This window comes from Streptomyces sp. NPDC094032 (genome assembly GCF_040303965.1).
GTDB lineage: Bacteria > Actinomycetota > Actinomycetes > Streptomycetales > Streptomycetaceae > Streptomyces.
In genome coordinates this window covers 89,328-114,171 of sequence record NZ_JBEOUE010000022.1, presented here as the reverse complement: position 1 = coordinate 114,171, position 24,844 = coordinate 89,328, and the positions used below count along the sequence as shown (strand labels likewise).

Sequence of the window (24,844 nt, the reverse complement as noted above, 5' to 3'; positions counted from 1 at the left end):
ATGAGCCAGACCCCGGACAACGCCGTCCGCACCGCACGGACCGAGACCGTACGCGCGTACGTCGCGCAGCACCGCGCCGCCTTCCTCGACGAGCTCGCCGAGTGGCTGCGCATCCCCTCGGTCTCGGCGCAGCCCGACCGCGCGGACGATGTGCGGCGCAGCGCCGAGTGGCTCGCGGACCGGCTGGTCAGGACCGGTTTCCCCACCGTCGAGGTGTGGGAGACCGACGGCGCCCCGGCGGTCTTCGCCGAGTGGCCGTCCGGGGAGCCGGACGCGCCGACCGTGCTGGTCTACGGCCACCACGACGTGCAGCCCGCCGCCCGCGAGGACGGCTGGCACACCGACCCCTTCGAGCCGACGGTCGTCGACGGCCGGATGTACGCGCGGGGCGCCTCCGACGACAAGGGCCAGGTGTTCTTCCACACCCTCGGCGTCCGCGCCCACCTCGCCGCGACCGGCCGCACCGCGCCCGCCGTCAACCTGAAGCTGCTCGTGGAGGGTGAGGAGGAGTCCGGTTCGCCGCACTTCCGCGCCCTCGTGGAGAAGCACGCCGACCGGCTCGGCACCGACATCGTGATCGTCTCCGACACCGGCATGTGGTCCGAGACCACCCCGACCGTGTGCACCGGCATGCGCGGGGTCGCCGACTGCGAGATCGACCTGTACGGCCCCGACCAGGACATCCACTCCGGTTCGTTCGGCGGCGCCGTGCCCAACCCGGCCACCGTCGCCGGCCGGATCGTGGCCGCCCTGCACGACGCGGACCAGCGGGTCGCGGTCCCCGGCTTCTACGACGGGGTCACCGAGCTCTCCGAGGCCGAGCGGGAGCTCATCGCCGAGCTGCCCTTCGACGAGGCCGGCTGGCTGACCACCGCCAAGTCGCACGGCACCCTGGGCGAGGCCGGCTACTCCACCCTGGAGCGTGTCTGGGCCCGCCCCACCGCCGAGGTCAACGGCATCGGCGGCGGCTACCAGGGCCCCGGCGGCAAGACGATCGTCCCCGCCTCGGCCCACCTGAAGCTCTCCTTCCGGCTGGTCGCGGGGCAGGACCCGGCGCACATCGAGAAGGCCGTCCGCGTGTGGCTGGCCGGTCTGGTCCCGGCCGGCGTCCGGTACGAGATCGTCTTCGGCGCCCCGACCCGGCCCTGCCTCACCCCGCTGGACCACCCGGCCCTGAAGGCCGTGGCGGGGGCGATGAGCCTCGCCTTCGACGGCGCCAAGGTCCGCTACACCCGCGAGGGCGGCTCGGGACCGGCCGCCGACCTCCAGGACGTCCTGGGCGCGCCGGTGCTCTTCCTGGGCATCTCGGTGCCCTCCGACGGCTGGCACGCGCCGAACGAGAAGGTCGAGCTCGACCTGCTCATGAAGGGCGTCGAGGCCACCGCGCATCTGTGGGGCGACCTGCCCGCCGCCCTCTGAGCCGACCCGCCGGCCCGGGCACGGGCCGACCGGCCACCCTGTCGCCTGCCTGCCGAACGCCGAAACCACTGATCCGGGGGAGTTGGAAGCACCTGTGAGCACCTTCCGTTACGAGGCCGCGGACCGTCCGATCGGACTGACCGCGCCGAGCGGCATCGACCGCGCCGCCCACCACCGCCTCGACGAGGCGTGGCTCGCGGCGGCCTGGAGCCACCCCACCACCCGGGTCTTCGTGGTCTCGGGCGGCCAGGCGCTGATCGACGACACGCCCGACGGCCGGACCGAGCTGGTGATGACCCCGGCCTTCGAGGCCCCGGTCACCGAGACCCACCGCTACTTCCTGGGCACGGACGCCGACGGGGTGTCCTACTTCGCGCTCCAGAAGGACACCCTGCCGGGCCGCATGGACCAGTCCGCGCGGCCCGCCGGGCTGCGCGAGGCGGGGCTGCTGCTCTCGCCCCGCGACGCGGGTCTGATGGTGCACGCGGTGGCCCTGGAGAACTGGCAGCGGCTGCACCGCTTCTGCTCGCGCTGCGGCGAGCGGACCGTGGTGGCGGCGGCCGGTCACATCCGCCGCTGCCAGGCCTGCGGCGCCGAGCACTACCCGCGTACCGACCCGGCGGTGATAATGCTGGTCACCGACGACCAGGACCGGGCGCTCCTCGGCCGCCAGGTGCACTGGCCGGAGGGCCGCTTCTCCACCCTCGCGGGCTTCGTCGAGCCGGGCGAGTCCATCGAGCAGTCGGTGGCGCGCGAGGTCTTCGAGGAGGCGGGCGTCACGGTCGGCGAGGTCGAGTACGTCGCCAGCCAGCCCTGGCCCTTCCCGTCCAGCCTGATGCTGGGCTTCTTCGCCCGCGCGACCTCCGCGGAGATCGCCGTGGACGGCGAGGAGATCCAGGAGGCCCGCTGGTTCTCCCGCGAGGAGCTGGCCGCCGCCTTCGAGTCCGGCGAGGTCCTGCCGCCGTACGGGATCTCGATCGCCTCGCGCCTGATCGAGCTCTGGTACGGCAAGCCGCTGCCGAAGCCGGGCGACGTGCTCTGAGCCTCCCGGCCACACGCGAACGGCCCCCGCCCGGCACTGCCGGAGGGGGCCGTTTTCGGCCAAGGGTGTGAGGGCCCGGCTCAGACGCCGATCTTCTGCTTGACCTGCGCGAGCGACGGGTTCGTCAGCGTCGAGCCGTCCGGGAAGAGCACGGTGGGAACGGTCTGGTTGCCCCCGTTGGCCTTCTCCACGAACGCGGCCGACTCGGGGTCCAGCTCGATGTTGACCTCGGTGTACGCGATGCCCTCGCGCTCCATCTGGCTCTTCAGCCGGCGGCAGTAGCCGCACCACGTCGTGCTGTACATCGTCACAGTGCCCTGCATCGCCTGGCGCTCCTCTGGTCTCGCGTTCGGGTCCGAGAGGAGAACGTACGCGGTCACCCGGCCATTCCCGCATCCGGCCCTCCCCGCCTCCGTATGACCGGCGCCACACCCCTGTGGACAAGCCGCCGCACGCCCCACGGGAACCTGGCAGCATGGCGGAGTGACACCAGCAACGCACTCCACTCTCTTCCCGCAGGTCCCCGAGACGGCCGACGCGGTGCTCGACGGGCTCGACCCCGAGCAGCGCGAGGTCGCCCTGGCCCTGCACGGACCGGTGTGCGTCCTGGCCGGAGCGGGCACGGGCAAGACCCGGGCCATCACCCACCGCATCGCCTACGGGGTCCGGGCGGGCATCCTGCCGCCCGCGAGCGTGCTCGCCGTCACCTTCACCAACCGCGCCGCCGGGGAGATGCGCGGCCGGCTCCGCCAGCTCGGCGCGGGCGGCGTCCAGGCCCGCACGTTCCACTCGGCGGCCCTGCGCCAGCTCCAGTACTTCTGGCCGAAAGCGGTCGGTGGCGAGCTGCCCCGGCTCCTGGAGCGGAAGATCCAGCTGGTCGCCGACGCGGCCGCCCGCTGCCGCGTCCGGCTCGACCGCAACGAGCTGCGGGACGTGACGAGCGAGATCGAGTGGGCCAAGGTCACCCAGACCGTCCCCGCCGACTACCCCGCCGCCGTCGCCAAGTCGGTGCGCGACGCCCCGCGCGACCCGGCCGAGATCGGCCAGGTCTACGCGATGTACGAGCAGCTCAAGCGCGACCGCGACGTGATCGACTTCGAGGACGTGCTGCTGCTCACGGTCGCCATCCTCCAGGACCGGCACGACATCGCCGACCAGATCCGCCGCCAGTACCAGCACTTCGTGGTGGACGAGTACCAGGACGTCTCGCCGCTCCAGCAGCGGCTGCTCGACCTGTGGCTCGGCGAGCGCGACACCCTGTGCGTGGTCGGCGACGCCAGCCAGACCATCTACTCCTTCACCGGCGCCACCCCCGACCACCTGCTGAACTTCCGCACCCGCCACCCGGACGCGACCGTGGTCAAGCTGGTCCGGGACTACCGCTCCACCCCGCAGGTCGTCCACCTGGCCAACGGGCTGCTCAGCCAGGCCCGCGGCCGGGCCGCCGAGCACCGCCTGGAGCTGATCTCCCAGCGCGACCCCGGCCCCGAGCCCGGTTACGCGGAGTACGCGGACGAGCCGGCCGAGGCCGAGGGCACCGCCCGCCGGGTCCGGGACCTGATCGCCGCCGGGGTCCCGGCCGGCGAGATCGCCGTGCTCTACCGGATCAACGCCCAGTCCGAGGTCTACGAGCAGGCCCTCGCCGACGCCGGGGTGCCCTACCAGCTGCGCGGCGCCGAGCGCTTCTTCGACCGCGAGGAGGTGCGCAAGGCGGGCGTGGCGCTGCGCGGCGCCGCCCGCGCCGGGGGGAACGACGCGCTGCTCGACGACGTCGAGGACCTGCCCGCCCAGGTCCGCGCGGTGCTCTCCAGCACCGGCTGGACCGAGCGGCCGCCGACCGGCTCCGGCGCGGTCCGGGACCGCTGGGAGTCGCTGGCCGCGCTGGTCCGGCTAGCCGAGGACTTCGCCCGGGCCAGGTCCGGCGCCACCCTCTCCGACCTGGTCGCCGAGCTCGACGAGCGGGCCGCCGCCCAGCACGCGCCCACCGTCCAGGGCGTCACGCTGGCCTCGCTGCACGCCGCCAAGGGTCTGGAGTGGGACGCCGTCTTCCTGGTCGGCCTCGCCGAGGGCATGATGCCGATCACGTACGCGAAGACCGACGAGCAGGTCGAGGAGGAGCGTCGGCTGCTCTACGTGGGCGTCACCCGGGCCCGGGTCCACCTGACGCTCTCCTGGGCGCTCTCGCGCTCCCCGGGGGGCCGCGCCTCCCGGCGCCCCACCCGCTTCCTCAAGGGCCTGCGGCCCGGCTCCGGCGCCCTCGGCGGCGGCGGCGCGGGAGGCCGCGGCGGCATCGAGCGCGGCGGCACCGGCTCCGGCGCCCCCGAGCGGCGCAGGCGGCGCGGCCCGGCCCGCTGCCGGGTCTGCGGCGCCACGCTCACCGAGGCCGGCGAGATGAAGCTGATGCGCTGCGAGGACTGCCCGTCCGACATGGACGAGGGGCTGTACGAGCGGCTGCGCGAGTGGCGCGCGGAGCAGGCCGGGCAGCTCGGCCAGCCGGCCTATTGCGTGTTCACCGACAAGACGCTCATGGCCATCGCCGAACGCGTGCCGGACTCCGGGGGCGAGCTCGCCGCGATCTCCGGGGTGGGCGTCCGCAAGCTGGACCGTTTCGGAGCCGATGTTCTCGCCATCTGCGCAGGTGAGGACCGTGGAGGAAGCGACGAGGAGAGCTGAGGAAAACTCGTCGGAAAAATAGTTTGCGCCCGCCCCGTCAAGCCCCATAGGTTCTTAACCACGGAAACGGCGGCTTCTTGGAAGCCCTGTCTTCGTGCTGTACTTGTCCAAATGGCTGTACTTGTCCTAAAAGCATGAGGGCCCGGCTCACCCCGAGCCCTCCGAGACGCCGAGAGGAGGCGATTCCAGTGACCAGCATCATCAAGAACGTCAAGACCAGCACCGCCAAAATGACCGATCACTCGGTCGTCTCCGCCTGCGCGCTCGGCTTTACCGCCGACGTGTCCGTGTCCTCGGTGGCCTCGGCCTCCTTCGCGACCTCCGCTCTCCTTGGCAGCGGTCTGTCCGGCGCCGGTATGCCCGTTCTCGGCATGCCCGGTCTGCTGGCCGATCGGCCGGAGCGCAATGAGCGACCGACCAAGGCACTGGAAGCAGGAGTGGGCAAGGCCCAGGCCACGGCCTATGGCATTGCGGCGACCAGTGCCGGCAAGAAGCAGCAGACGACGCAGCACCACACGATGTGGGCCTTCCGTGGGCTCGAACCCTGGAGTGATCCAGTCTGATCGACGATCAGACCGGCGCCTTCAGGGCCGCGGAACCCCACCCGGGATCCGCGGCCCTTCTGTTTGTCCCGAACGGGGACGACGGACCGAAGGCGCCTCGGGACCAGTAACGACCGGTACCAGCAGAAACCCCGGCCCACCGGCCGGAACGACAGACGAGGAAGAACACCCGTGCAACTCGAAGCGCACGCCCCGTCCGTACCGCCTTCCGAAACGATCCCCCCGCCCGGCCTCACGGAGGACTCCACCTTGACCCCCCTCACCGCGCTCACCGCGCTCGACGACGCCATCGAGAACCTCGGCGTGCCCGTCCCCTGCCGCTCCTTCGACCCGGAGGTCTTCTTCGCCGAGTCCCCGGCCGATGTCGAGTACGCCAAGTCGCTCTGCCGGACCTGCCCGCTGATGGCGGCCTGCCTCGCGGGCGCCAAGGAGCGCCGGGAGCCCTGGGGCGTCTGGGGCGGCGAGCTCTTCGTCCAGGGTGTGGTCGTGGCCCGCAAGCGGCCCCGTGGCCGTCCGCGCAAGAACCCGGTAGCGGCATGAACGTCACCGGAACCATCGACCGCCCCCTCACGCACGATCCCCAGAAGCAGGCCCCGATGACCTCGCCCGCCCACGAGCCCTCCGGCTCCGCGACTCCAGACGTTTCGATCCTCGGCGCGAACCGCTCGCGTCAGAACAGGACCCGTGAGATGCAACTCATCCCAGAAGCCCTGGCCCGTGCCCATATGCACGACCGCCTGCGGGAAGCCGACGCGGAACGCCAGGCCGTGCGCCTGGTCGCCGCCCGGCGGATGCAGCGGCGCGCCGAGCGCGTCTCGATGCGCGCCCGCCGCGCGCTCGCCATGGCCGTCATGCACTGACCCAGGCAGCAGCCAGGCGGCAGCCAGTAGGAACCCACCGCGGGGGCCGGTCCGAACGGACCGGCCCCCGCGGTGCGTTGCCCTGCCGCGGGGCGCTCGTCGGGTTATCGTCACGAAGGTGAACGAAGCCCCGGCCCCCGAGGCCGCCTACGTGTGCGCCCGCTGTGGCAGGACCGCCCGGGAGCTGCCCCTCACCTGGACCTGTTCGGTGGAGAACGGCACCCGCCACTACCTCTGCGAGGAGTGCGCCCGCGCCCACATCAGGTCCATCGAGGGCCGCCTCGACTCCTCCTGGTGGTGAGCGCGGGCCCGGCCGCTACTCCCTCTCCGTCTCCGTCCCTGCCTCCGTCCCCGCCTCCGGCTCCGCGAAGCCGGGCAGCCAGGCGGTCAGCTCGTCCCGCAGCCGGACCGTCGCGTTCAGCTGGCACAGCACCCCGATCGTGCTCAGCGTCACCCGGTGTATCAGCAGATACGAGGGCGGCAGATTGAGCTGCTTGCCCAACTGGTGCGCGGGGGAGCGGGGATCGGCGATCCGGGCGGCCTGGGCGCGCATCCAGCCGCGGGTGAAGACGAAGGAGTCCGCCTCGGCCGGCTCGATGATCGGCAGCAGATACTCCAGGACCTCGTCCGGGTCGAGCGCGATGGACTCCTTCACGAAGCCCTCCCCGCACAGCAGCTCGTAGACCGTCTCCGCGTCCCCGGCCAGGGTCATCCGCAGACAGGTGCCGATCGTCTCCGGAAGCCCGCCGGGCAGCCGGTCCACGGTGCCGAAGTCCAGCACCCCCAGCCGCCACCCCTCCGGCTCGCCGTCCTCGTCCCCGACCGGACCGGGCAGCAGCCGGAAGTTGCCCGGGTGCGGATCGGCGTGGAGCAGACCCGTGCGCGCGGGCCCGGAGAAGAGGAAGCGGGCCAGCAGCTGCCCCGCCCGGTCCCGCTGCTCCGGCGTGCCGTGCGCGATCACCTCCGAGAGCGGGACGCCGTCCATCCACTCCGTCACCAGGACCTGCTCCGACTGGTGCACCACCGCGGGGACCACCACGTCCGGGTCGTCCGCGAACTCCTCCGCGTGCTCCCGCTGCGCCTCGGCCTCCAGGGCGTAGTCCAGCTCCTCCGCCACCCGGTCGCGCAACTCCGTGATCAGCGGCTTGATGTCCATGCCCGGGATCAGCGGGCCGAGCAGCCGGGCGAAGCGGCTCAGCTGGGTCAGGTCCGAGAGCAGCGCGTCCCCCGCCCCCGGATACTGCACCTTCACCGCGACCTCGCGCCCGTCGTGCCACACCGCCCGGTGCACCTGGCCGATCGAGGCCGCCGCCGCGGGCTTCTCCTCGAACTCCAGGAACAGCTCCCGCCATTCCTCACCGAGCCGCTCCGCGAGCACCGCGTGCACCGTGCGCGTCGGCATCGGCGGCGCCGCCTCCTGCAGCTTGGTGAGCGCCGCCCGATAGGGTCCGGCGACCTCCTCGGGGAGGGCCGACTCGAAGACGGACAGCGCCTGCCCGAACTTCATCGCCCCGCCCTTGAGCTCGCCGAGCACCTTGAACAACTGCTCGGCGGTGCGCTGCTGGAGCTCCCGCGCGACGAGCTCCGCGGACTTCCCGCCGATCCGCTTGCCCAGGCCCCAGGTGGCCCGGCCCGCGAAGCCGAGCGGCAACGCGGCCAACTTGGCGGTCCGGGTGACCGCCTTCCGGGGAAGATCAGACATGCGCCCTCCAAGTCCCAGACTGCCGTGCCGGGCAGGCCCTACCCGGCCATTGTGTCCTGCGCCCTTCCCGCCGCTGAGGCATGCTCCCCCCTTCGCGCGCGCCAGGCCCCGCACGGACACGCCGGATGCGCCCGCACCGGCTCGCCGCGCCACTCCAGCAGCGGCAGCGACACCTCCCAGCGGGCCCCCGTGCTGGACGGCGGATCGCCGTCGAGGAAGGCCAGCGCGTGCGCCGCCGCCAGACCCGCGACCGCCGAGGCCAGCGCCACGTCGCAGGCCGGCAGCGGATGCGGGGCGCCGGAACGCCACTGGGCGGGCAGCCGCGGCCAGATGGGCTCCCGGTCGCACCGCTCCCGCTGCACGCAGCCGGCGCAGGCCGTGCTCCCGGGCAGCACCAGCGGGCCCACCACGCCGGTCGCCTCAAGGACCCCCGCGTACAGATGGGGTGTGCCGGTGGCGAGCCAGTCCTCGGCCGGCAGCGGGTCGGGCACGTACGCCCCGAGGCCGTCCCGGGGCGTCACCACCACGAGTGAGAGTCCGGGCTCGCCGCCGCCGTCACCCGGTCCGGTACGAACCTCCCTCGGCGGGCGTCCGCCGGGAGCCGAGCGCCCCACCAGACGCCGGGCCGCCACCGCGCGGCGCTCGCCGACCGCCTCGGCGGGCAGCCCGCCCGGTGACACCTCCCACGGCGCGACCGTCCCCGAGTCGAGGACGTCCACCCGGCCCACGCCCGCCGCCGAGAGGAGGGCCGCCACCGCCGCGCCGACCCGCCCGGCGCCCCGGACCTGGACCCGCTGGGCCGCCCGCGCGGACAGCACGCGGGCGGGCCCGTCCGGCGCGCGGTGGACGACGGAGAGCGAGGCCAGGTCCGCGCGCACCGGGTCGAGTGCCGGGTCCGCCCGCCGCACCGAGGCGTCGGCGATCAGACCGGCCGCCGCGAGCCGCCCGAGCAGCTCCTCCAGGTGTCCCTCGCGCAGCCCCAGGGCCTGGGCCTCCGCCCGCAGCAGCTCCGTCCCCCGGGTCCCGTCGAACAGGCCGATCAGACTGCCGGTGGTCGTGTCGACCGGGCCGAGGACGACCGCGTGCGCGGGCGTCACCCCGAACTGCACGTACCGCAGATTGCGCCAGGCGCGCCGCAGCGCCGGTTTGACCATCGGATGCATGATCACGTCCCCCCGTGAATCCGTAAATGATCTTTCTTCGTCGTACTTCCAGTGCTTCGCCGTGCTTCCCTCGATGTCAGATTGCCCGTGCGGCGCACGCGGTGCGAAAAGTTGTCCACAGGGTCGTGGCATTAATCATTTGAATGGTGCGGGACTTCCCGCACCGCCAGCGGGTAACGTCGGGGCCGTGCCGGCCGACCCACAGAGCAGCGTGACAAGCGATCCGCCCCGCGGCCCGGGGACGAGCGCGGTCGAGGTCCGCAGAAGCTCCCGCCGGAGCAGAACCGTCTCCGCCTACCGCGAGGGCGACCGGACCGTCGTGCTGATCCCCGCCCGGATGTCGGAGGCGGAGGAGCAGCGCTGGGTCACCGTCATGCTGGACAAGCTGGCGGCCCAGGAGAGCCGAGGCGTCCTCGGCGACCGGGAGCTGATCGAGCGCGCCGAGCGCCTGGCCGAGCAGTACTTCGACGGCCGGGCCCGCCCCAGCTCCGTGCGCTGGGTGACCAACCAGAACACCCGCTGGGGCTCCTGCACCCCCTCCGAGGGCAGCATCCGCCTCTCCCACCGGCTCCAGGGCATGCCCGAGTACGTCGTCGACTACGTCCTCTGCCACGAGCTGGCCCATCTCCTGGTGCCCGGTCACGGGCCGCGCTTCTGGCGGCTCCTGGAGTCCTATCCGCGCACCGAGCGGGCCCGGGGCTATCTGGAGGGCGTGGTCGCCGCCGGCCGGCTGCCGCATCCGCCGGTCGCACGCGAGGACTGATTCCGGCCGTGCTCCGATTCTGTACCGAACGCATACGGGCCTGCCCCGATGTCACGGTCAGCCGTTAGCCTGGCGCGACGCAATCGTGAATCGGGATGGGGGACGGTCGTCACATATGGCCAGGGAATTCCAACGCGGCCACAAGGCCAAGATCAGTGATCTCACGGCGGGCACCGATCTGTACGTGGGCGTGCAGATCGCGGCGCCCGGTCTGAGCTTCGACATCAGCTGTTTCGGCCTCGACGCGGACGAGCGCCTCTCCGACGACCGCTACTTCGTCTTCTTCAACCAGCCGAAGTCGCCCGAGGAGTCCATCCAGCTGCTCGGCGCGCAGGCCGGCGACACCGAGTCGTTCCGCGTCACCCTCGACCGGGTGCCCGCGCACATCCAGAAGCTGTCGTTCACCGCGACGATCGACGGCGCCGGGCAGATGTCCCAGGTCGGCCCCGGCTGGATCCGGATCGTCGCGGGCGGCGAGGAGGTCGCCCGCTACGCCTTCACCGGCGCCGAGTTCTCCACCGAGCGCGCGGTCATGCTCGGCGACTTCTATCTGAAGGACGTCTGGCGCTTCGCCGCCGTCGGCCAGGGCTTCGACGGCGGCCTTGAGGCCCTGCTCAGGAACTTCGGCGGCGAGGTCGCCGAGGAGGAGCCCGCCGCGCCGCAGGCCCCCGCCGCCGCCCCCGGCTTCGCCCCGCCCGCGCAGGCCGCCGCCCCGCCCGCCTTCGGCGCCCCCGCGGCACCCCCGGCGCCCGCCCCGGCCCCCGCCTTCGGCGCCCCGCCCGCCCCGGCCCCGGCCCCCGCGCCGATGCACGCGGCGCCGACGATGGTCGCGCCGCTGGCACCCCCGGCCCCCGCGCCCGCCCCGGCCCCGCCCGCGCCCGCCCCGGCGCCGTACGGACAGCCCCCGCAGCCCCCGCAGTACGGCCAGGTCCCCGGCCAGACCCCGCCGCCCGCGCCGTACGGCCAGCCGGCCCCCGCCCCGTACGGGCAGCCGCAGTACGGGCAGGTCCCGGGCCAGTTCGCGCCGCAGGGCGTTCCCCAGGGCGCCCCGGCCACCGGCGCCGGGCTCGCCGCCGCGCTCTCGCCGTACAAGGAGACCGCGACCGGCGCCCGCTGGACCTCGCAGAACCAGCAGCTCATGCGGGTCGACCTCGGCACGGGCGGCGCCCCCGTCCTCGCCCGCCAGGGCTCCATGGTCATGTACCAGGGCAAGGTCGACTTCGCCTACAAGGGAGCCGGATTCGCCGGCCGGATCGTCGGCAACGCCACCGGCCAGGAGATGCAGCTGATGCGCTGCACCGGCCGCGGCCAGGTCTTCCTCGCCGAGAACGGCGCCCATCTGCACCCGATCGAGCTCCAGGGCGACGGCATCTGCGTCTCCGCCGAGAACGTGCTCGCCTTCGACGAGTCGCTCCAGTACGAGGTCCGGCGCGTCGAGGGCCACGGCATCCCCGGCGGCGCCCTGTTCACCATGCAGTTCCACGGCACCGGCACCGTCGTCGTGAAGACCCACGGCGTCCCCGTCGTCCTGCCCGTCACGCCGACCACCTTCGCCGACTGCAACGCCGTCGTCGCCTGGTCGTCCGGCTCCCAGGTCATCCTCTCCAGCCAGGTCCGGCTGCGCCGCAACGCGTACCCCGGGCACAGCGGCGAGACCGTGAACCTGCAGTTCCGGGGCGCCCCCGGCAACTTCATCGTCGTCCAGCCCTACGAGGTCTGAGGGAGCCCGGAACCATGAACCAGCAACTCGCGGGCTACGCCCCGACCCCCGTCACGGCCCGCATGGAGAACCACGGGCGCTCCATGCTCAAGGTCGCCATGGCCACCGGCCAGGACCTCTACGCGCGCACCGGCTCGATGGTCGCCTACGAGGGCTTCATCAGCTACGAGCCCAACCCGCCGGCCGTCCGCCAGATCGGCCGGGAGTGGCTCACCGGCGAGGGCACCCCCGTCATGAAGTGCTCGGGCGACGGACTGCTCTACCTCGCCGACTACGGCGCCGACGTCCTCGTCGTCAACCTGAACAACGAGGCCCTCTCGGTCAACGGCAGCAACCTGCTCGCCTTCGACGCGCACCTCCAGTGGGGCGTCGAGCGGGTCAAGGGCCTCGCCAAGTTCGCCGGCCAGGGCCTGTTCAACGTGCAGGTCTCGGGCACCGGCTGGGTCGCGCTCACCTCGCGCGGCACGCCGATCGTCGTCGACTGCGGACGCGGCGAGGACGAGACCTACGTCGACCCGGACGCCCTGGTCGCCTGGTCGCCGGCGCTCAAGGTCAAGGGCAAGCGCAGCTTCAAGGCCTCCTCCCTCATCGGGCGGGGCAGCGGCGAGGCCTTCCAGATGGCCTTCTCGGGCCAGGGCATCGTCGTCGTACAGCCGAGCGAGGACAGCACCGACCGCCTGCGGGCCCGGGGCTGAGGGGGAGCGAGAACACCATGCAGAGCCCGCTTTTCAACCACGCCGAACAGCAGAGCCAGGAGCGGTACGTCGTCCAGAACCCGCAACTGCTGCGGGTCACCCTCGGTGGCCAGGACGACATCCTGGCCCGCAAGGGAGCGATGGTCGCCTACCAGGGGCTCGTCGACTTCGACGGCGAGTACCAGAGCGCGAACCAGCGCCGGGCCCGCGCCCGCACCGGTGAGGGCCTCGACCTCATGCGCTGCTCCGGCCAGGGCACGGTCTACTTCGCCAACCTCGCCCAGAACATCCACGTGGTCGAGGTCGAGCAGGAGGGCCTGACCGTCGACAGCTCGTACGTCCTCGCCCTCGACTCGACGCTGCACACCGAGGTCATCGCCGTCGACAGCCAGTACGGGGTCTCCGGCACCGGCAAGTACCAGCTGAACGTCTCCGGCCGCGGCAAGGTCGCCCTGATGACCTCGGGCCAGCCGCTGATGATGCAGGTCACGCCCGACCGGTACGTCAGCGTCGACGCGGACGCCATCGTCGCCTGGTCCACCGGGCTGCGGGTGCAGATGCAGGCCCAGACGCACAACTCCGGTGTCCGCCACCGCCGGGGCGGCACCGGCGAGGGCTGGGAGCTCAGCTTCCTCGGCCAGGGCTACGCCCTGGTCCAGCCCAGCGAGGTCATGCCGCCGCAGCACGCCGCCATCGGACAGGGCGTCGCCGCCCAGTACGGCGTCGGCCAGCACGGCGCCCACGCCCAGAACCAGAACAACGCCTGGAGCTGACGCACGGCACCCCCGTCACGGGCATGGGTAAGGGGCGGTCGCCATGGCGACCGCCCCTTACCCATGCCTCTCGCTCGCGGTTACGCGAGCCGCGCCAGCGTGCGCTCCATCAGCCGCACCACCGAGGTGTCCGCCACGCCCGCCACCTCGTCGTACGCGAACCAGCGCAGGTCCAGCGACTCCTCGCTGATCTCCGCCTCCGCCCCGGCCGGGGCCAGCGCCGCGTACTGCACGTCCAGGTGCCAGTGGCAGGGCGCCGGGATCGGATGCCGGTCGAGCCGCACCGGACCGCCCGGCAGCAGCGTCAGACCCGCGATGCCGGACTCCTCCGTCGCCTCGCGCAGCGCCGCCGCCTCGACCGTCGGGTCGCCCGGCTCGCAGTGGCCGCCCATCTGCAGCCACATGTTCAGCTTCTTGTGCAGCGTGAGCAGCACCCGCCCGCGCGAGGGGTCGATCACCAGCGCGCTGCTGGTGAGGTGACCCGCCGCGCAGGGCTTGTACATGCCGTCCTCGTGCTCCGCGAGATGCGCCAGATAGACGTCACGGAGCTCCGGCTGGTCCTCGTACCCCTTCAGGACGAGGACCGCGTCGTCGTACAGGCTCACTCCTTGCCGTCCCCGTCCTCGGGGGCGTCGCCCTTGGCGGCCTCGCCGAGCATCTTGTCCAGCTCGGAGAAGTCCAGGTGCTCCCGGTGGACGAAGCCGTCCGGGTCGTCCAGGTCGGTCGCCGTCGGCAGCATGTCGGGGTGCTCCCACAGCGCGTCCCGGCCGTCCGTCCCGCGCGCGTCCGTGAGCGAGGCCCACAGCCGGGCCGCGTCCCGCAGCCGGCGCGGACGCAGCTCAAGGCCGATAAGGGTGGCGAAGGTCTGCTCCGCGGGGCCGCCCGTCGCCCGGCGCCTGCGCAGCGTCTCGCGCAGCGCGTCCGCCGAGGTCAGACGGGACTTCGCGGCCTCGTGGACCACCGCGTCCACCCAGCCCTCGACCAGCGCGAGCGCCGTCTCGAGCCGGGCCAGGGCCGCCTTCTGCTCCGGGGTGTCCTCCGGCTGGAACATGCCCTGCTGGAGTGCCTCCTGCAGCTGCTCGGGGTGGGTCGGGTCCAGCTGGCCCACCGCCTCCTCCAGCTTGGAGGTGTCGACCTTGATCCCACGGGCGTAGCCCTCGACGGCGCCGAACAGATGCGAGCGCAGCCACGGCACGTGCGCGAAGAGGCGCTGGTGGGCGGCCTCGCGCAGGGCCAGGTAGAGCCGGACCTCCTCCGCCGGGACGCCCAGGTCCTTGCCGAAGGCCTCGACGTTCAGCGGCAGCAGCGCCGCGCGGCCGGCCGGGCCGAGCGGCAGACCGACGTCCGTCGAGCCGACGACCTCGCCCGCGAGCGCGCCCACGGCCTGCCCGATCTGCTGGCCGAACATGGCGCCGCCCATGGAGCGCATCATGCCGATCAGCGGGCCGGCCATGGCCTGCATCTCCTGCGGCAGCACGTCACCCATGGCCGTGCCGACCCGCTCGGCGACCGGGTCGACCAGCTGCTGCCAGGCCGGGAGGGTCGCCTCGACCCACTCGGCACGGCTCCAGGCCACCGCCGTGTTCGCGCCCGAGGGCAGCGAGGTCGCCTCGTCCAGCCACAGGTCGGCGAGGCGTACCGCCTCCTCGACCGCCGCCTTGTCGGCCTGGCCGACACTGGCGTCCTTGACGCCGTCGGGAGTGCCCTGGGCGACCACCTGGCGGGCGATCTGCTTGGCCATGTCCCAGTTGACCGGGCCGCCCTCGTAGCTGAGCATCTGGCCGAGCTGCTGGAAGGCCGCGCCCAGGTCCTGGGGGTTCAGCGAGCCGAACATCGCGGCGAACGGGTTGTCCGCGCCGCCGGGGCCGCCGGGGCCGCCCATGCCGGGCAGCCCGCCGAAACCGAACGGGTCGCCGCCCTGGCCACCGGACCCCTGGCCACCTCCGGCGGGGTCCTTCTTCTTGCCCTCGTCGCCGTTCTCCGGCTCCTCCGGCGGAAGGCCGAATCCGAATGGGGTGTCACTCACAGGTTTCCTCGGCTCGTAGGGCCGCCGGCTTCTCGTCCGACGGCGGGTTCTCGGCTCGGCTCGCCTCCCCGACTACACACCACCAGCGTAGACATCCGCGCCGGATCCGGGCTCGGTGCTCCGCCGGGCCGTGGGCTGCGGCAGGATGGACGCCACCTGGTACGTACGCGTCATTCGGGTACGTACTGAAGACAACCGCTGGAGACGCCCGGTGAGTTCCCCAGATCCTCAGGTTCGCGCAGCGCGAAACCACTCGGCCAGGTCCGCCGCGCGCGGGCCCGTCGTCGCGGTCACCGGTGCCGCGACAGGCGTCGGCGACCTCCTGACCAGGCGCCTCGCCGAGTCCGACGAGATCAAGCAGGTCATCGCCATCGACGAGCGCCGGGGCGAGGTGTCCGAGGCCCAGTGGCACATCCTCGACGTACGCGATCCGGCCATCGCCGAGAAGCTGCGGGGCGCGGACGTGGTCGTGCACCTCGCCGTCGACCTCGACCTGGAGACCGACCCCGCCGCCCGGACGGCCTACAACGTGCGCGGCACGCAGACCGTGCTCACCGCCGCCGCCGCGGCCGGGGTGCACCGGGTGGTGCTCTGCACCTCCACGATGGTCTACGGGGCCCTGCCCGACAACGACATCCCGCTCTCCGAGGACGCCGAGCTGCGCGCCACCGCCGAGGCCACGGGCGTCGGCGACCTCCTGGAGATCGAGCGCCTGGGCCGCCGCGCCCCGCGCGCCCACCCCGGGCTCAACGTGACCGTGGTGCGGCCCGCCGTCCTGATCGGCGGCACGGACACGGCGCTGACCCGCTACTTCGAGTCGCCCCGGCTCCTCGTCGTCGCCGGATCCCGCCCCACCTGGCAGTTCTGCCATGTGGACGACCTGGTCAGCGCGCTGGAGTACGCGGCCCTAGAGAAGGTCGACGGCGAGTTCGCGGTCGGCTGCGAAGGGTGGCTGGAACAGGAGGAGGTCGAGGAGCTGTCCGGCATCCGCCGCATGGAGCTGCCCTCGGCCGTCGCCCTCGGCGCCGCCGCCCGGCTGCACCGGATCGGGCTCACCCCGTCCCCGGCGGGCGACCTGGCGTACACCATGCACCCCTGGGTGGTCAGCGTCGGGCGGCTGCACGACGCCGGGTGGCGGCCGCAGTGGACCAACGAGGAGGTGCTCGCCGCGCTCCTGGAGGAGGTCCAGGGCCGGCACACGGTCGCCGGACGCCGGCTCGGGCGCAAGGACGCGACGGCGGCGGGCGCGGCCGGTGCGACGGTGGCGCTGCTCGGCACGGCGGCCCTTGTCCGGCAGATGCGGAAGCGGCGCGGGCTGTAGGCGGCTCCCCATGGGCGCGCCCTGTAGGACCCTCCTACGGAGGGTCGGCGCCGCCGGTCGAAAACGCTATTACGCGCTGTCCGTGCCGTGCGGCACGATGGAGGGCATGGCACACACGCACGCCCATCCGAGCGACCACCCCGGCGAGCTGGGCGCGGACGACCCGATCAGGCTCCTGGCGATCCGCGACACCACGCTCTCGGTCGACGAGGTCGTCCGCGCGGTCGGCGACGACGCCGCAGGCGGCACGACCCTCTTCGTGGGCACGGTGCGCAACCACGACGGCGGTGCCGACGTCGACGCCCTGGGCTACTCCTGCCACCCCAGCGCCGAGGCGGAGATGCGCCGGGTCGCGGAGAAGGTCGTGGCCGACTACCCGGTCCGCGCCCTGGCCGCCGTCCACCGGGTGGGTGACCTCCGTGTGGGTGACATCGCGGTCGTCGTCGCCGTCTCCTGCCCGCACCGGGGCGAGGCCTTCGAGGCCTGCCGCAAGCTGATCGACGACCTCAAGCACGAGGTCCCGATCTGGAAGCACCAGACCTTCTCGGACGGCACCGAGGAGTGGGTCGGCGCCTGCTGAAGCCGTGCCGAACGACACGAGGAGTGAGCGGGCCGTGGCAAGGAGCCACGCCGACGACCTGTAGTCGAACGCCCCGATTTGCGTAACCGCCCCCCAGGCGTGAGCGTTGATTCCGCGGATGAATAATCTGCTGATCAACTCACTGGGGACCACTGGGGATGGGAGGACGGGATGGCAGCGCTCGCCTGGTTGCTGATTCCGCTTTTCGCAGTCGTCGGCGCGGCGATATGGGGAAGCTGGGCTTCACGCAACAAGACCATCGGGGACGTCGCCGAGCTCGCGGGCTACGCGCGGTTCAGGGACGCCATGGAGCGGTCCCACACCACCGCGTCCCCCTCGGCCCGCCCGGAGCACGAGACGGCCCCCGCGGCCGCCGCTCCGGCCCCGGCCGCCGGCACCACCACCGGCTGATCCCCGAAGGCGCACTCACAGGCCGGTCCCGTACTGTCGTTCCATGCCACGCCGCACCGCGACGATGCTCGCCTCCACCCTGGTCCTGATCACGCTGCTCTGCGTGGGCGTTCTCATCCCGGTGCCGTACTCGGAGATGAGCCCCGGTCCGACGGTGAACACCCTCGGCGACGCGCGCGGGGAGCCGGTCCTCCAGATCTCGGGTCGTCAGACCTACCCGACCACCGGCCACCTCAACATGACGACGGTCCGTGTCACCGGCGCGGACTACAACATGAACGCGGTCGAGGCCGTCTACGGCTGGCTGGCCCACGACAGCGTGGTCGTCCCGCACGACACGCTCTACCCGGACGGCAAGACCGAGGAGCAGTCGAGCCAGGAGAACGCCGAGGAGTTCAGCCAGTCCCAGGAGAGCGCCAAGGTCGCCGCCCTCGGGGAGCTGGGCATCCCGGTCACCACCCGGGTCGTCGTCGCCACCGTCGTCAAGGACACCCCCGCCGAGGGCAAGCTGCACGCGGGTGACGTGATCCGCGCGGTCGACGGCGTGGCCGTCAAGGAGCCGGGCGACGTCGCCAAGCAGGTCACCAAGCGCAAGCCCGGCCAGGACGTCGAGTTCACGATCGTCCCCGCCAAGGAGGCGGCCGCCGCGGAGAAGGCCCACAAGGACGCCACGACGACGAAGAAGGTGGTCATCACGACCGCCAAGTCGAAGGAGGGCGACCGGGCCATCGTCGGCATCCAGGCCGGCACCGACCATGTCTTCCCGTTCACCATCGACATCAACCTGGCCGACGTCGGCGGCCCCAGCGCCGGCCTGATGTTCGCGCTGGGCATCGTCGACAAGCTGACCCCGGAGTCGCTCACCGGCGGCAAGTTCATCGCGGGCACCGGCACCATCGACGACAAGGGCAAGGTCGGCCCGATCGGCGGCATCGAGATGAAGCTGGTCGGCGCGCGCGACGCGGGCGCCCAGTACTTCCTGACCCCGGCGGACAACTGCGCGGCCGCGGCCGCCGACACGCCCGACGGCCTCACCCTGATCAAGGTGGGCACCATCGACGACGCCACCAAGGCCCTGGAGAAGCTGCGCAAGGGCGACACCGCGTCCCTGCCCAGCTGCTCCAAGAGCTGAACCCCGACGACCCGGGACCGGCGGCCGTTACGAGGCGAAGGTCGCCGACAGCGCTTCCGCGAGGCCCGGCACCAGGTCGGGCCCGGTGAGCACCTCGTTCGGCGAGTCCTTCTCGCGCAGCCGGATCGCCGTCTCGCGGGAGCCGTCGCGCAGCACGGCCACGGTCATCCGGACCTCCTGGCGGTCCGGGTGCCGGGCCACCCACTTGGCGAGCGGGGCGCCGCCCAGGTCCTTGGGCACGGCGGCCTCGGCGGACGGCGGCAGCATGAGCCGCTCCACGGTCAGCGCGCAGCCGGCGACCGCGTCGGGCCAGGCGATGGTGGCGAGGAAGTCGTCGAGGGCCTTGCCGGGCGGCAGCTGGTCCTGCTCGATCGGCGTGTAGCCGGCGACGGTGCCGCCCGCGAGGCCGAGCTGGGAGGCCAGCCTGGGCTCCTGGGCGCGCAGCTTGGCGGTGTCGACCAGGGCGAAGAGACGGGCCGGCTGGTCCCAGCCGAGGCCCGACGCGTACTCGTCGATCTCGAGCACGGCGCGGGTGAGGGGGCTCGCGGCCATCTGGGGGCCGGAGGGGGAAACGTTGGACATGGACAACATCCTGCCTCCTCTTCCTCCGAAGTTCCGCCGCGCCCATTTCCCGGAGGACCGGAAGACCGGAACGACGGCCTTGTCGGGAACTCGGTAAAGCCTCAGTAAGTTGCACCAGTGGGCTCTACGATCGCGGAGCCTGCTTATCGACGCATCAACCTCGAGGGGCGCACGTTGGCTTTCCAGATGCCGGACCGCGGAGGCGGCACAGGCCCGTCCGGGCCAAGGATCAGAGTCGGCCGGCCGTCCCGGCGGGCCCGTACGCTGCTCATGACCCTGGGCGTGCTGGCCGTCCTCGCCATGGTCTTCGTGATGTTCGCGGGATTCTGGACGGACTGGCTCTGGTTCCGTTCCGTCCATTACTCGTCCGTGTTCACCACCACACTGTGGACCAAGATCGGCCTTTTCGCGGTCTTCGGTCTGCTCATGGCACTGGCCGTCGGGCTGAACATCTGGCTGGCGTACCGGCTCCGCCCGCCGCTGAGCGCGATGTCGCTGGAGCAGCAGAGCCTCGACCGCTACCGGATGGGACTCGCCCCCTTCAAGAAGTGGGTGCTGCTCGCCGTCACGGCCCTGGTGGGCCTGATCGCCGGCGCCTCCGCCTCCGGTCAGTGGCGCACCTGGCTGATGTGGGTGAACGGGGTCTCCTTCGGGCAGAAGGACCCGCAGTTCCAGCTGGACGTGGCGTTCTACGCCTTCGACCTGCCCTGGTACCGCTTCCTGCTCGCCTTCGGCTTCGGCGCCACGGTGCTCTCGCTGATCGCGGCGGCCCTCACGCACTACCTGTACGGCGGACTGCGCGTCACCAGCCCGGGCGCGCGCGCCACGGCGGCGGCGACCGGACACCTGTCGGTGCTGCTCGGCGTCTTCGTGTCGTTGAAGGCCGTGGCGTACTGGCTGGACCGGTACGGCCTCGCCGTGAAGTCCAGCGACTTCAAGGCCACCGGCAACTGGACCGGCCTGCGCTACGTGGACGCCAACGCCTACCTTCCGGCGAAGACGATCCTGTTCTGCATCGCGGTCATCTGCGCGCTGCTCTTCTTCGCCACCCTGTGGCGGCGCACCTGGCAGCTGCCGGTGATCGGCTTCGGCCTGATGGTGCTCTCGGCGATCCTGATCGGCGGCCTGTACCCGGCCATCGTGCAGAAGTTCCAGGTCCAGCCGAACGAGCAGGCCAAGGAAGCGCCGTACATCCAGAAGAACATCGACGCCACGCGCAAGGCGTACGACATCGACTCCACCGAGCCGGAGAACTACTCGGGCAAGTCGACGGTCAAGGCCAAGGACCAGCTCCGCGCGGACGCCGACACGGCGGCCAGCTACCGGCTGATCGACCCGAACATCGTGTCGCCGACCTTCCAGCAGCTGGAGCAGAAGCGGAAGTACTACCAGTTCCCGCTGACCCTCGATGTCGACCGCTACCAGGGCAAGGACACCGTCGTCGGCCTGCGTGAGCTCAACATCAAGGGCATCCCGAAGCGGAACTGGATCAACGACCACTTCACCTACACCCACGGCTACGGCGCGATCATGGCCACGGGTACCCAGACGGACGCCAACGGCTCGCCGATCTTCACCGAGTCGGGGCTGCCGACCACGGGCATGCTCGGACCGTACGAGCAGCGCGTCTACTACGGCGAGAAGACCGACCAGTACTCGATCGTGGGCGGGCCCCAGAAGGAGCTCGACTACGAGGCGAACGGCGAGAAGACCACCAGCTACAAGGGCAACAGCGGGGTCAGCCTCTCCAACACGTTCAACCGTGCCGCCTACGCGGTCGCCTTCAGCGAGCCGCAGATCCTCTACTCGGGGGCCATCGGCGAGGGCTCGCGGATCCTGTACAACCGCACGCCCAAGGAGCGCGTCGAGGCGGTCGCCCCCTGGCTGACCATCGACGGCGACGCCTACCCGGCGGTCGTGGACGGGCGCATCCAGTGGATCGTCGACGCGTACACCACCACCAACGGCTACCCGTACGCCTCGCGCACCACGCTCGGCGACACCACGGCCGACTCCCTGACGGTCGGCAACCAGCAGCGCGCGGTCGTCGCCCAGCAGAACCAGGTCAACTACATCCGCAACTCGGTGAAGGCCACCGTCGACGCCTACGACGGCACGGTGAACCTGTACCAGTGGGACGAGAAGGACCCCGTCCTCAAGACCTGGATGAAGGCCTTCCCCGGCACGGTCAAGGACCGTTCGGCGATCGACGCCGACCTCATGAAGCACCTGCGCTACCCGCAGGACATGTTCAAGGTCCAGCGTGAGCTGCTGACCCGCTACCACGTCCAGGACCCGGCCCAGTTCTACAGCGGCTCGGACGCCTGGCAGGTGCCGGACGACCCGACCAACAAGGACGGCAACGCGGTCCCGCCGTACTACCTGAGCATGAAGATGCCCGGGGAGTCGGCCGAGCAGTTCTCGCTGACGACGACGTTCACCCCGGCAGGCCGGCCCAACCTGGGCGCCTTCATGGCGGTGGACGCCGACGCCAACAGCAAGGACTACGGCAAGATAAGGCTGCTGAGAGTCACCTCGGACGTCCCAGGACCCCAGCAGGTGCAGAACAAGCTCAACAGCCTTCCGTCCGTGGCGACCTTCGTCCGGGACATGAAGGGTGCCGACTCCGACATCCTCTACGGCAACCTGCTGACGGTGCCGCTCGACGGAGGCTTCCTCTACGTCGAGCCGGTGTACGCCCAGGGCCGCAACGCGCAGTACCCGCTGCTGAAGAAGGTCGCGGTGTCCTACGTGGACGCGGACCAGCCGGACGGGGACACCACCAAGGACACCACGGTGTTCGAGGACAACCTGACGGCCGCCCTCAACGCGGTCTTCGGCGTCGACAAGAGCACCCCGCCGGCGACGCAGCCGCCGGGCACGACCAAGCCGACCCAGCCGACGCAGCCGACGTCCAACGACGCCGAGCTGAAGCAGGCCATCGCGGACGCGCAGAAGGCGTACGACGACGGCGAGGCGGCGCTCCAGAAGCAGGACTGGGCGGCGTACGGCAAGGCGCAGGACGCCCTCCAGCAGGCGCTCCAGCGCGCGGCGGAGGCGGGGGCGAAGCTGCAGAGCCCCGCGCCGGGCGCCAAGCCCGCGCCGAAGACCACCCCGAGCAGCTCGGCGAGCCCGCCGGCGAGCCCCGGCGGCTGACGGTGGTCAGGCTCCACCCCCGCGTCGTGATAGGTTGTATTCACCGACGCGGGGTGGAGCAGCTCGGTAGCTCGCTGGGCTCATAACCCAGAGGTCGCAGGTTCAAATCCTGTCCCCGCTACTGAAGACGAAGGCCCGGATCCATCAGGATTCGGGCCTTCGTCATGTCCCGGGGCGGTCGGCGTCCCCGAAGAGCGGTACGGAGGGGGCGAGTTGGAGCGATCCGTGTTTGACTTGTCTCCCTGTGGGCATGTCGACAAAACGCTGAAGTGACCTCACCGGCTGAGCTATACCAGGTGTACGCGGGTTGCGGGTGGTGCGACGATGGTATTTATGGGGGACAGGGCAACTCTGTTGGAGACAGGGCGGTTTGTGCAGCGGCACGCGAGGAACGCCGCAGACGAGATCATCGAGGCCGCGGGGGCCGTCGATGAGACCGTCGACACCACCGCCGAACACGAGACCGAGGCCGAGACCGAGGCCCGTCACCGGCGCGCCGCCGAGAGCGGCGACGCCGCGTCGATGAGCGTCTTCGGCGCGCTGCTGCTGCGCCGTGGCGACCTGGACGCGGCCGAGCCGTATCTGCGCGGCGCCACCGCCGAGGGCGACCGCGCCGCCGCGAACAACCTGGGCGTGCTGCTGCACCAGCGCGGCTACCCGGACGAGGCCGCCGGCTGGTGGCGGGTCGCCGCCGTCGCGGGCTCCGCGCCCGCCGCGCACGCCCTCGGCCGGCACCACCGCGAGCGCGGCGACGAGCCCGGCGCCGAGTACTGGCTGCGCCAGTCCGCCGAGCAGGGCCACGCGCTGGGCGCCTACGCCCTCGCCGACCTGCTTGAGCACCGCAGCGACGTCGGCGCCGAGCGCTGGCTGCGCGCCGCCGCCGAGCAGGGACACCGCGAGGCGGCCTACCGTCTCGCCCTCTCCCTGGAGCGGCGCGCGACCGAGCCGGTGCGCGGCCCGCACACGTACGACACCGCCACCGGACTGCGGACGGCGGCCGACGGACCCGTCCCCACCGGTGACGGCGCGGCCGCGCCGAAGGGCGGGCTCACCGAGGCCGAGCAGTGGTTCCGGCAGGCCGCCGCGCGCGGGCACCGGCGGGCCGCCCTGCACCTGGGCGTCCTCCTGGAGAAGCGCGGCGAGCTCAAGGAGGCCGGGCGCTGGTATCTGACCTCCGCCAAGGACGGCGAGGCCAAGGCCGCCTGCGCGCTGGGCTTCCTGCTGCGCGACGCCGGCGACGAGGAGAGCGCCGCCGTGTGGTGGCTGCGCGCCGCCCAGGACGGCGACGGCAACGCCGCCAACGCGCTCGGCGCGCTGCACGCCGCCCGAGGGGAGCAGCAGACCGCCGAGCGCTGGTACCGCGCCGCCATGGACGCGGGCGACGTGAACGGCGCCTACAACCTCGGCCTGCTCTGCGCCGCCCAGGAGCGCAATACCCAGGCCGAGCAGTGGTACCGCCGCGCGGCCTACGCCGGTCACCGGGAGGCGGCCAACGCGCTCGCCGTGCTGCTGCTCCAGGCCGGTGACGCGGGGGGCGCCGAGCCCTGGTTCTCCAAGGCGGCCGAGGCCGGCAGCGTCGACGCCGCCTTCAACCTCGGCATCCTCCACGCGGGCCGCGACGACGACCGTACGGCGCTGAGCTGGTACGAGCGGGCAGCGGCGGCCGGGCACACCGAGGCCGCGCTCCAGGTCGGCATCGCCTGCCTGCGCGACGGCGACGAGCAGAGCGCCGAGCGGCATCTGCGGTGCGCGGCGGGCGGCGGCAGCGCCGAGGCGGCGTTCCGGCTCGCCTCGGTCCTCGACGCGCGCCGCCCCGCGCCCGGCCCGCCGGTGCTCGGCGCGCCGCGCGAGGAGAAGAGCGAGTGCGAGGAGTGGTACGAGCGGGCCGCGCAGCAGGGCCACCGGCGCGCCCAGGTGCGGGTCGGCATGCTCGCGGCGGGGCGCGGCGACGTCGCCGAGGCCGCCCGCTGGTACCGGGAGGCGGCCGAGGCGGGCTCCCGCAACGGCGCCTTCAACCTCGGGCTGCTGCTCGCCCGCGAGGGCGGCGAGCGGGAGGCGGCCCTGTGGTGGACGCGCGCCGCGCACGCCGGGCACGGCCGGGCCGCGCTGCGGCTCGCGCTGCTCGCGGCGCGGCGCGGGGAGCTGACCGAGGGGCGGCGCTGGTGCGACCGCGCGGTGGAGCTCGGTCCGGCCGAGGTGGCGGAGCGGGCGGCCCGGCTCAGCGAGGCGCTGCACCAGGAGCTCACGGCGTAACGCGGGTCAC

At 72.4% G+C, this 24,844-nt stretch carries 23 protein-coding genes and 1 tRNA gene; 18 read left to right on the top strand and 6 right to left on the bottom strand.

Going from position 1 to position 24,844, the window contains the following annotated elements:
- On the top strand, positions 1-1,419 hold the full coding sequence (locus tag ABTZ54_RS27105) for a dipeptidase (RefSeq protein ID WP_351667920.1): 1,419 nt from the start codon (positions 1-3) through the stop codon (positions 1,417-1,419).
- Between the two features lie 94 nt (positions 1,420-1,513).
- On the top strand, positions 1,514-2,461 hold the full coding sequence (gene nudC / locus ABTZ54_RS27100; RefSeq protein WP_351667918.1) for an NAD(+) diphosphatase: 948 nt from the start codon (positions 1,514-1,516) through the stop codon (positions 2,459-2,461).
- 80 nt (positions 2,462-2,541) lie between these two features.
- Here the strand turns inward: nudC and ABTZ54_RS27095 are convergent, their stop codons facing one another.
- On the bottom strand, positions 2,542-2,784 hold the full coding sequence (locus tag ABTZ54_RS27095; RefSeq protein WP_351667916.1) for a mycoredoxin: 243 nt from the start codon (positions 2,782-2,784) through the stop codon (positions 2,542-2,544).
- A gap of 160 nt (positions 2,785-2,944) precedes the next feature.
- Between ABTZ54_RS27095 and ABTZ54_RS27090 the strand changes: the two genes are divergently transcribed.
- The 5 genes from ABTZ54_RS27090 (at position 2,945) to ABTZ54_RS27070 (ending at position 6,858) form a co-directional block, all read left to right on the top strand.
- Positions 2,945-5,134, top strand: a complete 2,190-nt coding sequence (locus ABTZ54_RS27090; RefSeq protein WP_351667914.1) for an ATP-dependent DNA helicase UvrD2 — start codon at positions 2,945-2,947, stop codon at positions 5,132-5,134.
- Positions 5,135-5,322: 188 nt separating this feature from the next.
- Positions 5,323-5,697, top strand: a complete 375-nt coding sequence (locus ABTZ54_RS27085) for a hypothetical protein (protein ID WP_502997319.1) — start codon at positions 5,323-5,325, stop codon at positions 5,695-5,697.
- A gap of 171 nt (positions 5,698-5,868) precedes the next feature.
- A complete protein-coding gene (locus ABTZ54_RS27080; RefSeq protein ID WP_351667912.1) occupies positions 5,869-6,237 on the top strand; it encodes a WhiB family transcriptional regulator in 369 nt (122 codons plus the stop codon).
- Positions 6,234-6,557 (top strand): putative WhiB-interacting protein, encoded by a 324-nt coding sequence (locus tag ABTZ54_RS27075; protein WP_351667910.1) that lies wholly within the window; start codon positions 6,234-6,236, stop codon positions 6,555-6,557. The genes ABTZ54_RS27080 and ABTZ54_RS27075 overlap by 4 nt, the downstream gene beginning before the upstream one ends.
- 118 nt (positions 6,558-6,675) lie before the next feature.
- The gene (locus ABTZ54_RS27070; protein WP_351667908.1) at positions 6,676-6,858 is read left to right on the top strand and encodes a hypothetical protein; all 183 of its coding nucleotides are present in this window, start codon (positions 6,676-6,678) and stop codon (positions 6,856-6,858) included.
- Positions 6,859-6,873: 15 nt separating this feature from the next.
- On the opposite strand, the gene ABTZ54_RS27065 is transcribed toward ABTZ54_RS27070, so the two are convergent.
- Together ABTZ54_RS27065 and ABTZ54_RS27060 are read right to left on the bottom strand one after the other, a co-directional pair.
- Positions 6,874-8,259 carry an ABC1 kinase family protein gene (locus tag ABTZ54_RS27065; RefSeq protein WP_351667906.1) on the bottom strand — a complete coding sequence of 462 codons (1,386 nt, stop codon included), beginning with the start codon at positions 8,257-8,259 and terminating at the stop codon, positions 6,874-6,876.
- Between the two features lie 38 nt (positions 8,260-8,297).
- Complete coding sequence (locus ABTZ54_RS27060) at positions 8,298-9,422, bottom strand: TOMM precursor leader peptide-binding protein (protein ID WP_351667904.1); 1,125 nt, start codon at positions 9,420-9,422, stop codon at positions 8,298-8,300.
- Positions 9,423-9,609: 187 nt separating this feature from the next.
- Here ABTZ54_RS27060 and ABTZ54_RS27055 point away from each other — a divergent pair, with 187 nt between their 5' ends.
- From ABTZ54_RS27055 to ABTZ54_RS27040, 4 genes are all read left to right on the top strand, one after another.
- On the top strand, positions 9,610-10,185 hold the full coding sequence (locus ABTZ54_RS27055) for a M48 metallopeptidase family protein (protein ID WP_351667902.1): 576 nt from the start codon (positions 9,610-9,612) through the stop codon (positions 10,183-10,185).
- Positions 10,186-10,300: 115 nt separating this feature from the next.
- The gene (locus tag ABTZ54_RS27050; protein WP_351667900.1) at positions 10,301-11,905 is read left to right on the top strand and encodes a TerD family protein; all 1,605 of its coding nucleotides are present in this window, start codon (positions 10,301-10,303) and stop codon (positions 11,903-11,905) included.
- 14 nt (positions 11,906-11,919) lie between these two features.
- Complete coding sequence (locus ABTZ54_RS27045; protein ID WP_351667898.1) at positions 11,920-12,600, top strand: AIM24 family protein; 681 nt, start codon at positions 11,920-11,922, stop codon at positions 12,598-12,600.
- A gap of 17 nt (positions 12,601-12,617) precedes the next feature.
- Positions 12,618-13,373, top strand: a complete 756-nt coding sequence (locus ABTZ54_RS27040) for an AIM24 family protein (protein WP_351667896.1) — start codon at positions 12,618-12,620, stop codon at positions 13,371-13,373.
- 80 nt (positions 13,374-13,453) lie between these two features.
- Here ABTZ54_RS27040 and ABTZ54_RS27035 read toward each other — a convergent pair whose 3' ends face one another.
- Positions 13,454-13,978 carry an NUDIX hydrolase gene (locus ABTZ54_RS27035; protein WP_351667894.1) on the bottom strand — a complete coding sequence of 175 codons (525 nt, stop codon included), beginning with the start codon at positions 13,976-13,978 and terminating at the stop codon, positions 13,454-13,456.
- On the bottom strand, positions 13,975-15,399 hold the full coding sequence (locus tag ABTZ54_RS27030; protein ID WP_351667892.1) for a zinc-dependent metalloprotease: 1,425 nt from the start codon (positions 15,397-15,399) through the stop codon (positions 13,975-13,977). The genes ABTZ54_RS27035 and ABTZ54_RS27030 overlap by 4 nt, the downstream gene beginning before the upstream one ends.
- Before the next feature lie 211 nt (positions 15,400-15,610).
- Here ABTZ54_RS27030 and ABTZ54_RS27025 point away from each other — a divergent pair, with 211 nt between their 5' ends.
- The 4 genes from ABTZ54_RS27025 to ABTZ54_RS27010 all read left to right on the top strand — a co-directional run bounded on the left by ABTZ54_RS27025 (position 15,611) and on the right by ABTZ54_RS27010 (position 18,843).
- The gene (locus ABTZ54_RS27025; RefSeq protein WP_351667890.1) at positions 15,611-16,720 is read left to right on the top strand and encodes an SDR family oxidoreductase; all 1,110 of its coding nucleotides are present in this window, start codon (positions 15,611-15,613) and stop codon (positions 16,718-16,720) included.
- 106 nt (positions 16,721-16,826) lie between these two features.
- Positions 16,827-17,300, top strand: coding sequence for a molybdenum cofactor biosynthesis protein MoaE (locus ABTZ54_RS27020; RefSeq protein WP_351667888.1), 474 nt, complete (start codon positions 16,827-16,829; stop codon positions 17,298-17,300).
- Positions 17,301-17,471: 171 nt separating this feature from the next.
- Complete coding sequence (locus ABTZ54_RS27015; RefSeq protein ID WP_351667954.1) at positions 17,472-17,711, top strand: hypothetical protein; 240 nt, start codon at positions 17,472-17,474, stop codon at positions 17,709-17,711.
- A 43-nt stretch (positions 17,712-17,754) separates the two neighbouring features.
- The gene (locus tag ABTZ54_RS27010; RefSeq protein ID WP_351667886.1) at positions 17,755-18,843 is read left to right on the top strand and encodes a YlbL family protein; all 1,089 of its coding nucleotides are present in this window, start codon (positions 17,755-17,757) and stop codon (positions 18,841-18,843) included.
- A 27-nt stretch (positions 18,844-18,870) separates the two neighbouring features.
- Here the strand turns inward: ABTZ54_RS27010 and ABTZ54_RS27005 are convergent, their stop codons facing one another.
- Entirely contained in the window at positions 18,871-19,425 is a 555-nt protein-coding gene (locus ABTZ54_RS27005) for a PPA1309 family protein (RefSeq protein ID WP_351667884.1), read from the bottom strand.
- 186 nt (positions 19,426-19,611) lie between these two features.
- Between ABTZ54_RS27005 and ABTZ54_RS27000 the strand changes: the two genes are divergently transcribed.
- The 3 genes from ABTZ54_RS27000 (at position 19,612) to ABTZ54_RS26990 (ending at position 24,834) form a co-directional block, all read left to right on the top strand.
- Positions 19,612-22,581, top strand: coding sequence for a UPF0182 family membrane protein (locus ABTZ54_RS27000; RefSeq protein ID WP_351667882.1), 2,970 nt, complete (start codon positions 19,612-19,614; stop codon positions 22,579-22,581).
- Between the two features lie 47 nt (positions 22,582-22,628).
- Positions 22,629-22,702 (top strand) — tRNA-Met (locus ABTZ54_RS26995).
- 203 nt (positions 22,703-22,905) lie between these two features.
- A complete protein-coding gene (locus ABTZ54_RS26990) occupies positions 22,906-24,834 on the top strand; it encodes a tetratricopeptide repeat protein (RefSeq protein WP_351667880.1) in 1,929 nt (642 codons plus the stop codon).
- The last annotated feature ends 10 nt before the right edge of the window (positions 24,835-24,844 follow it).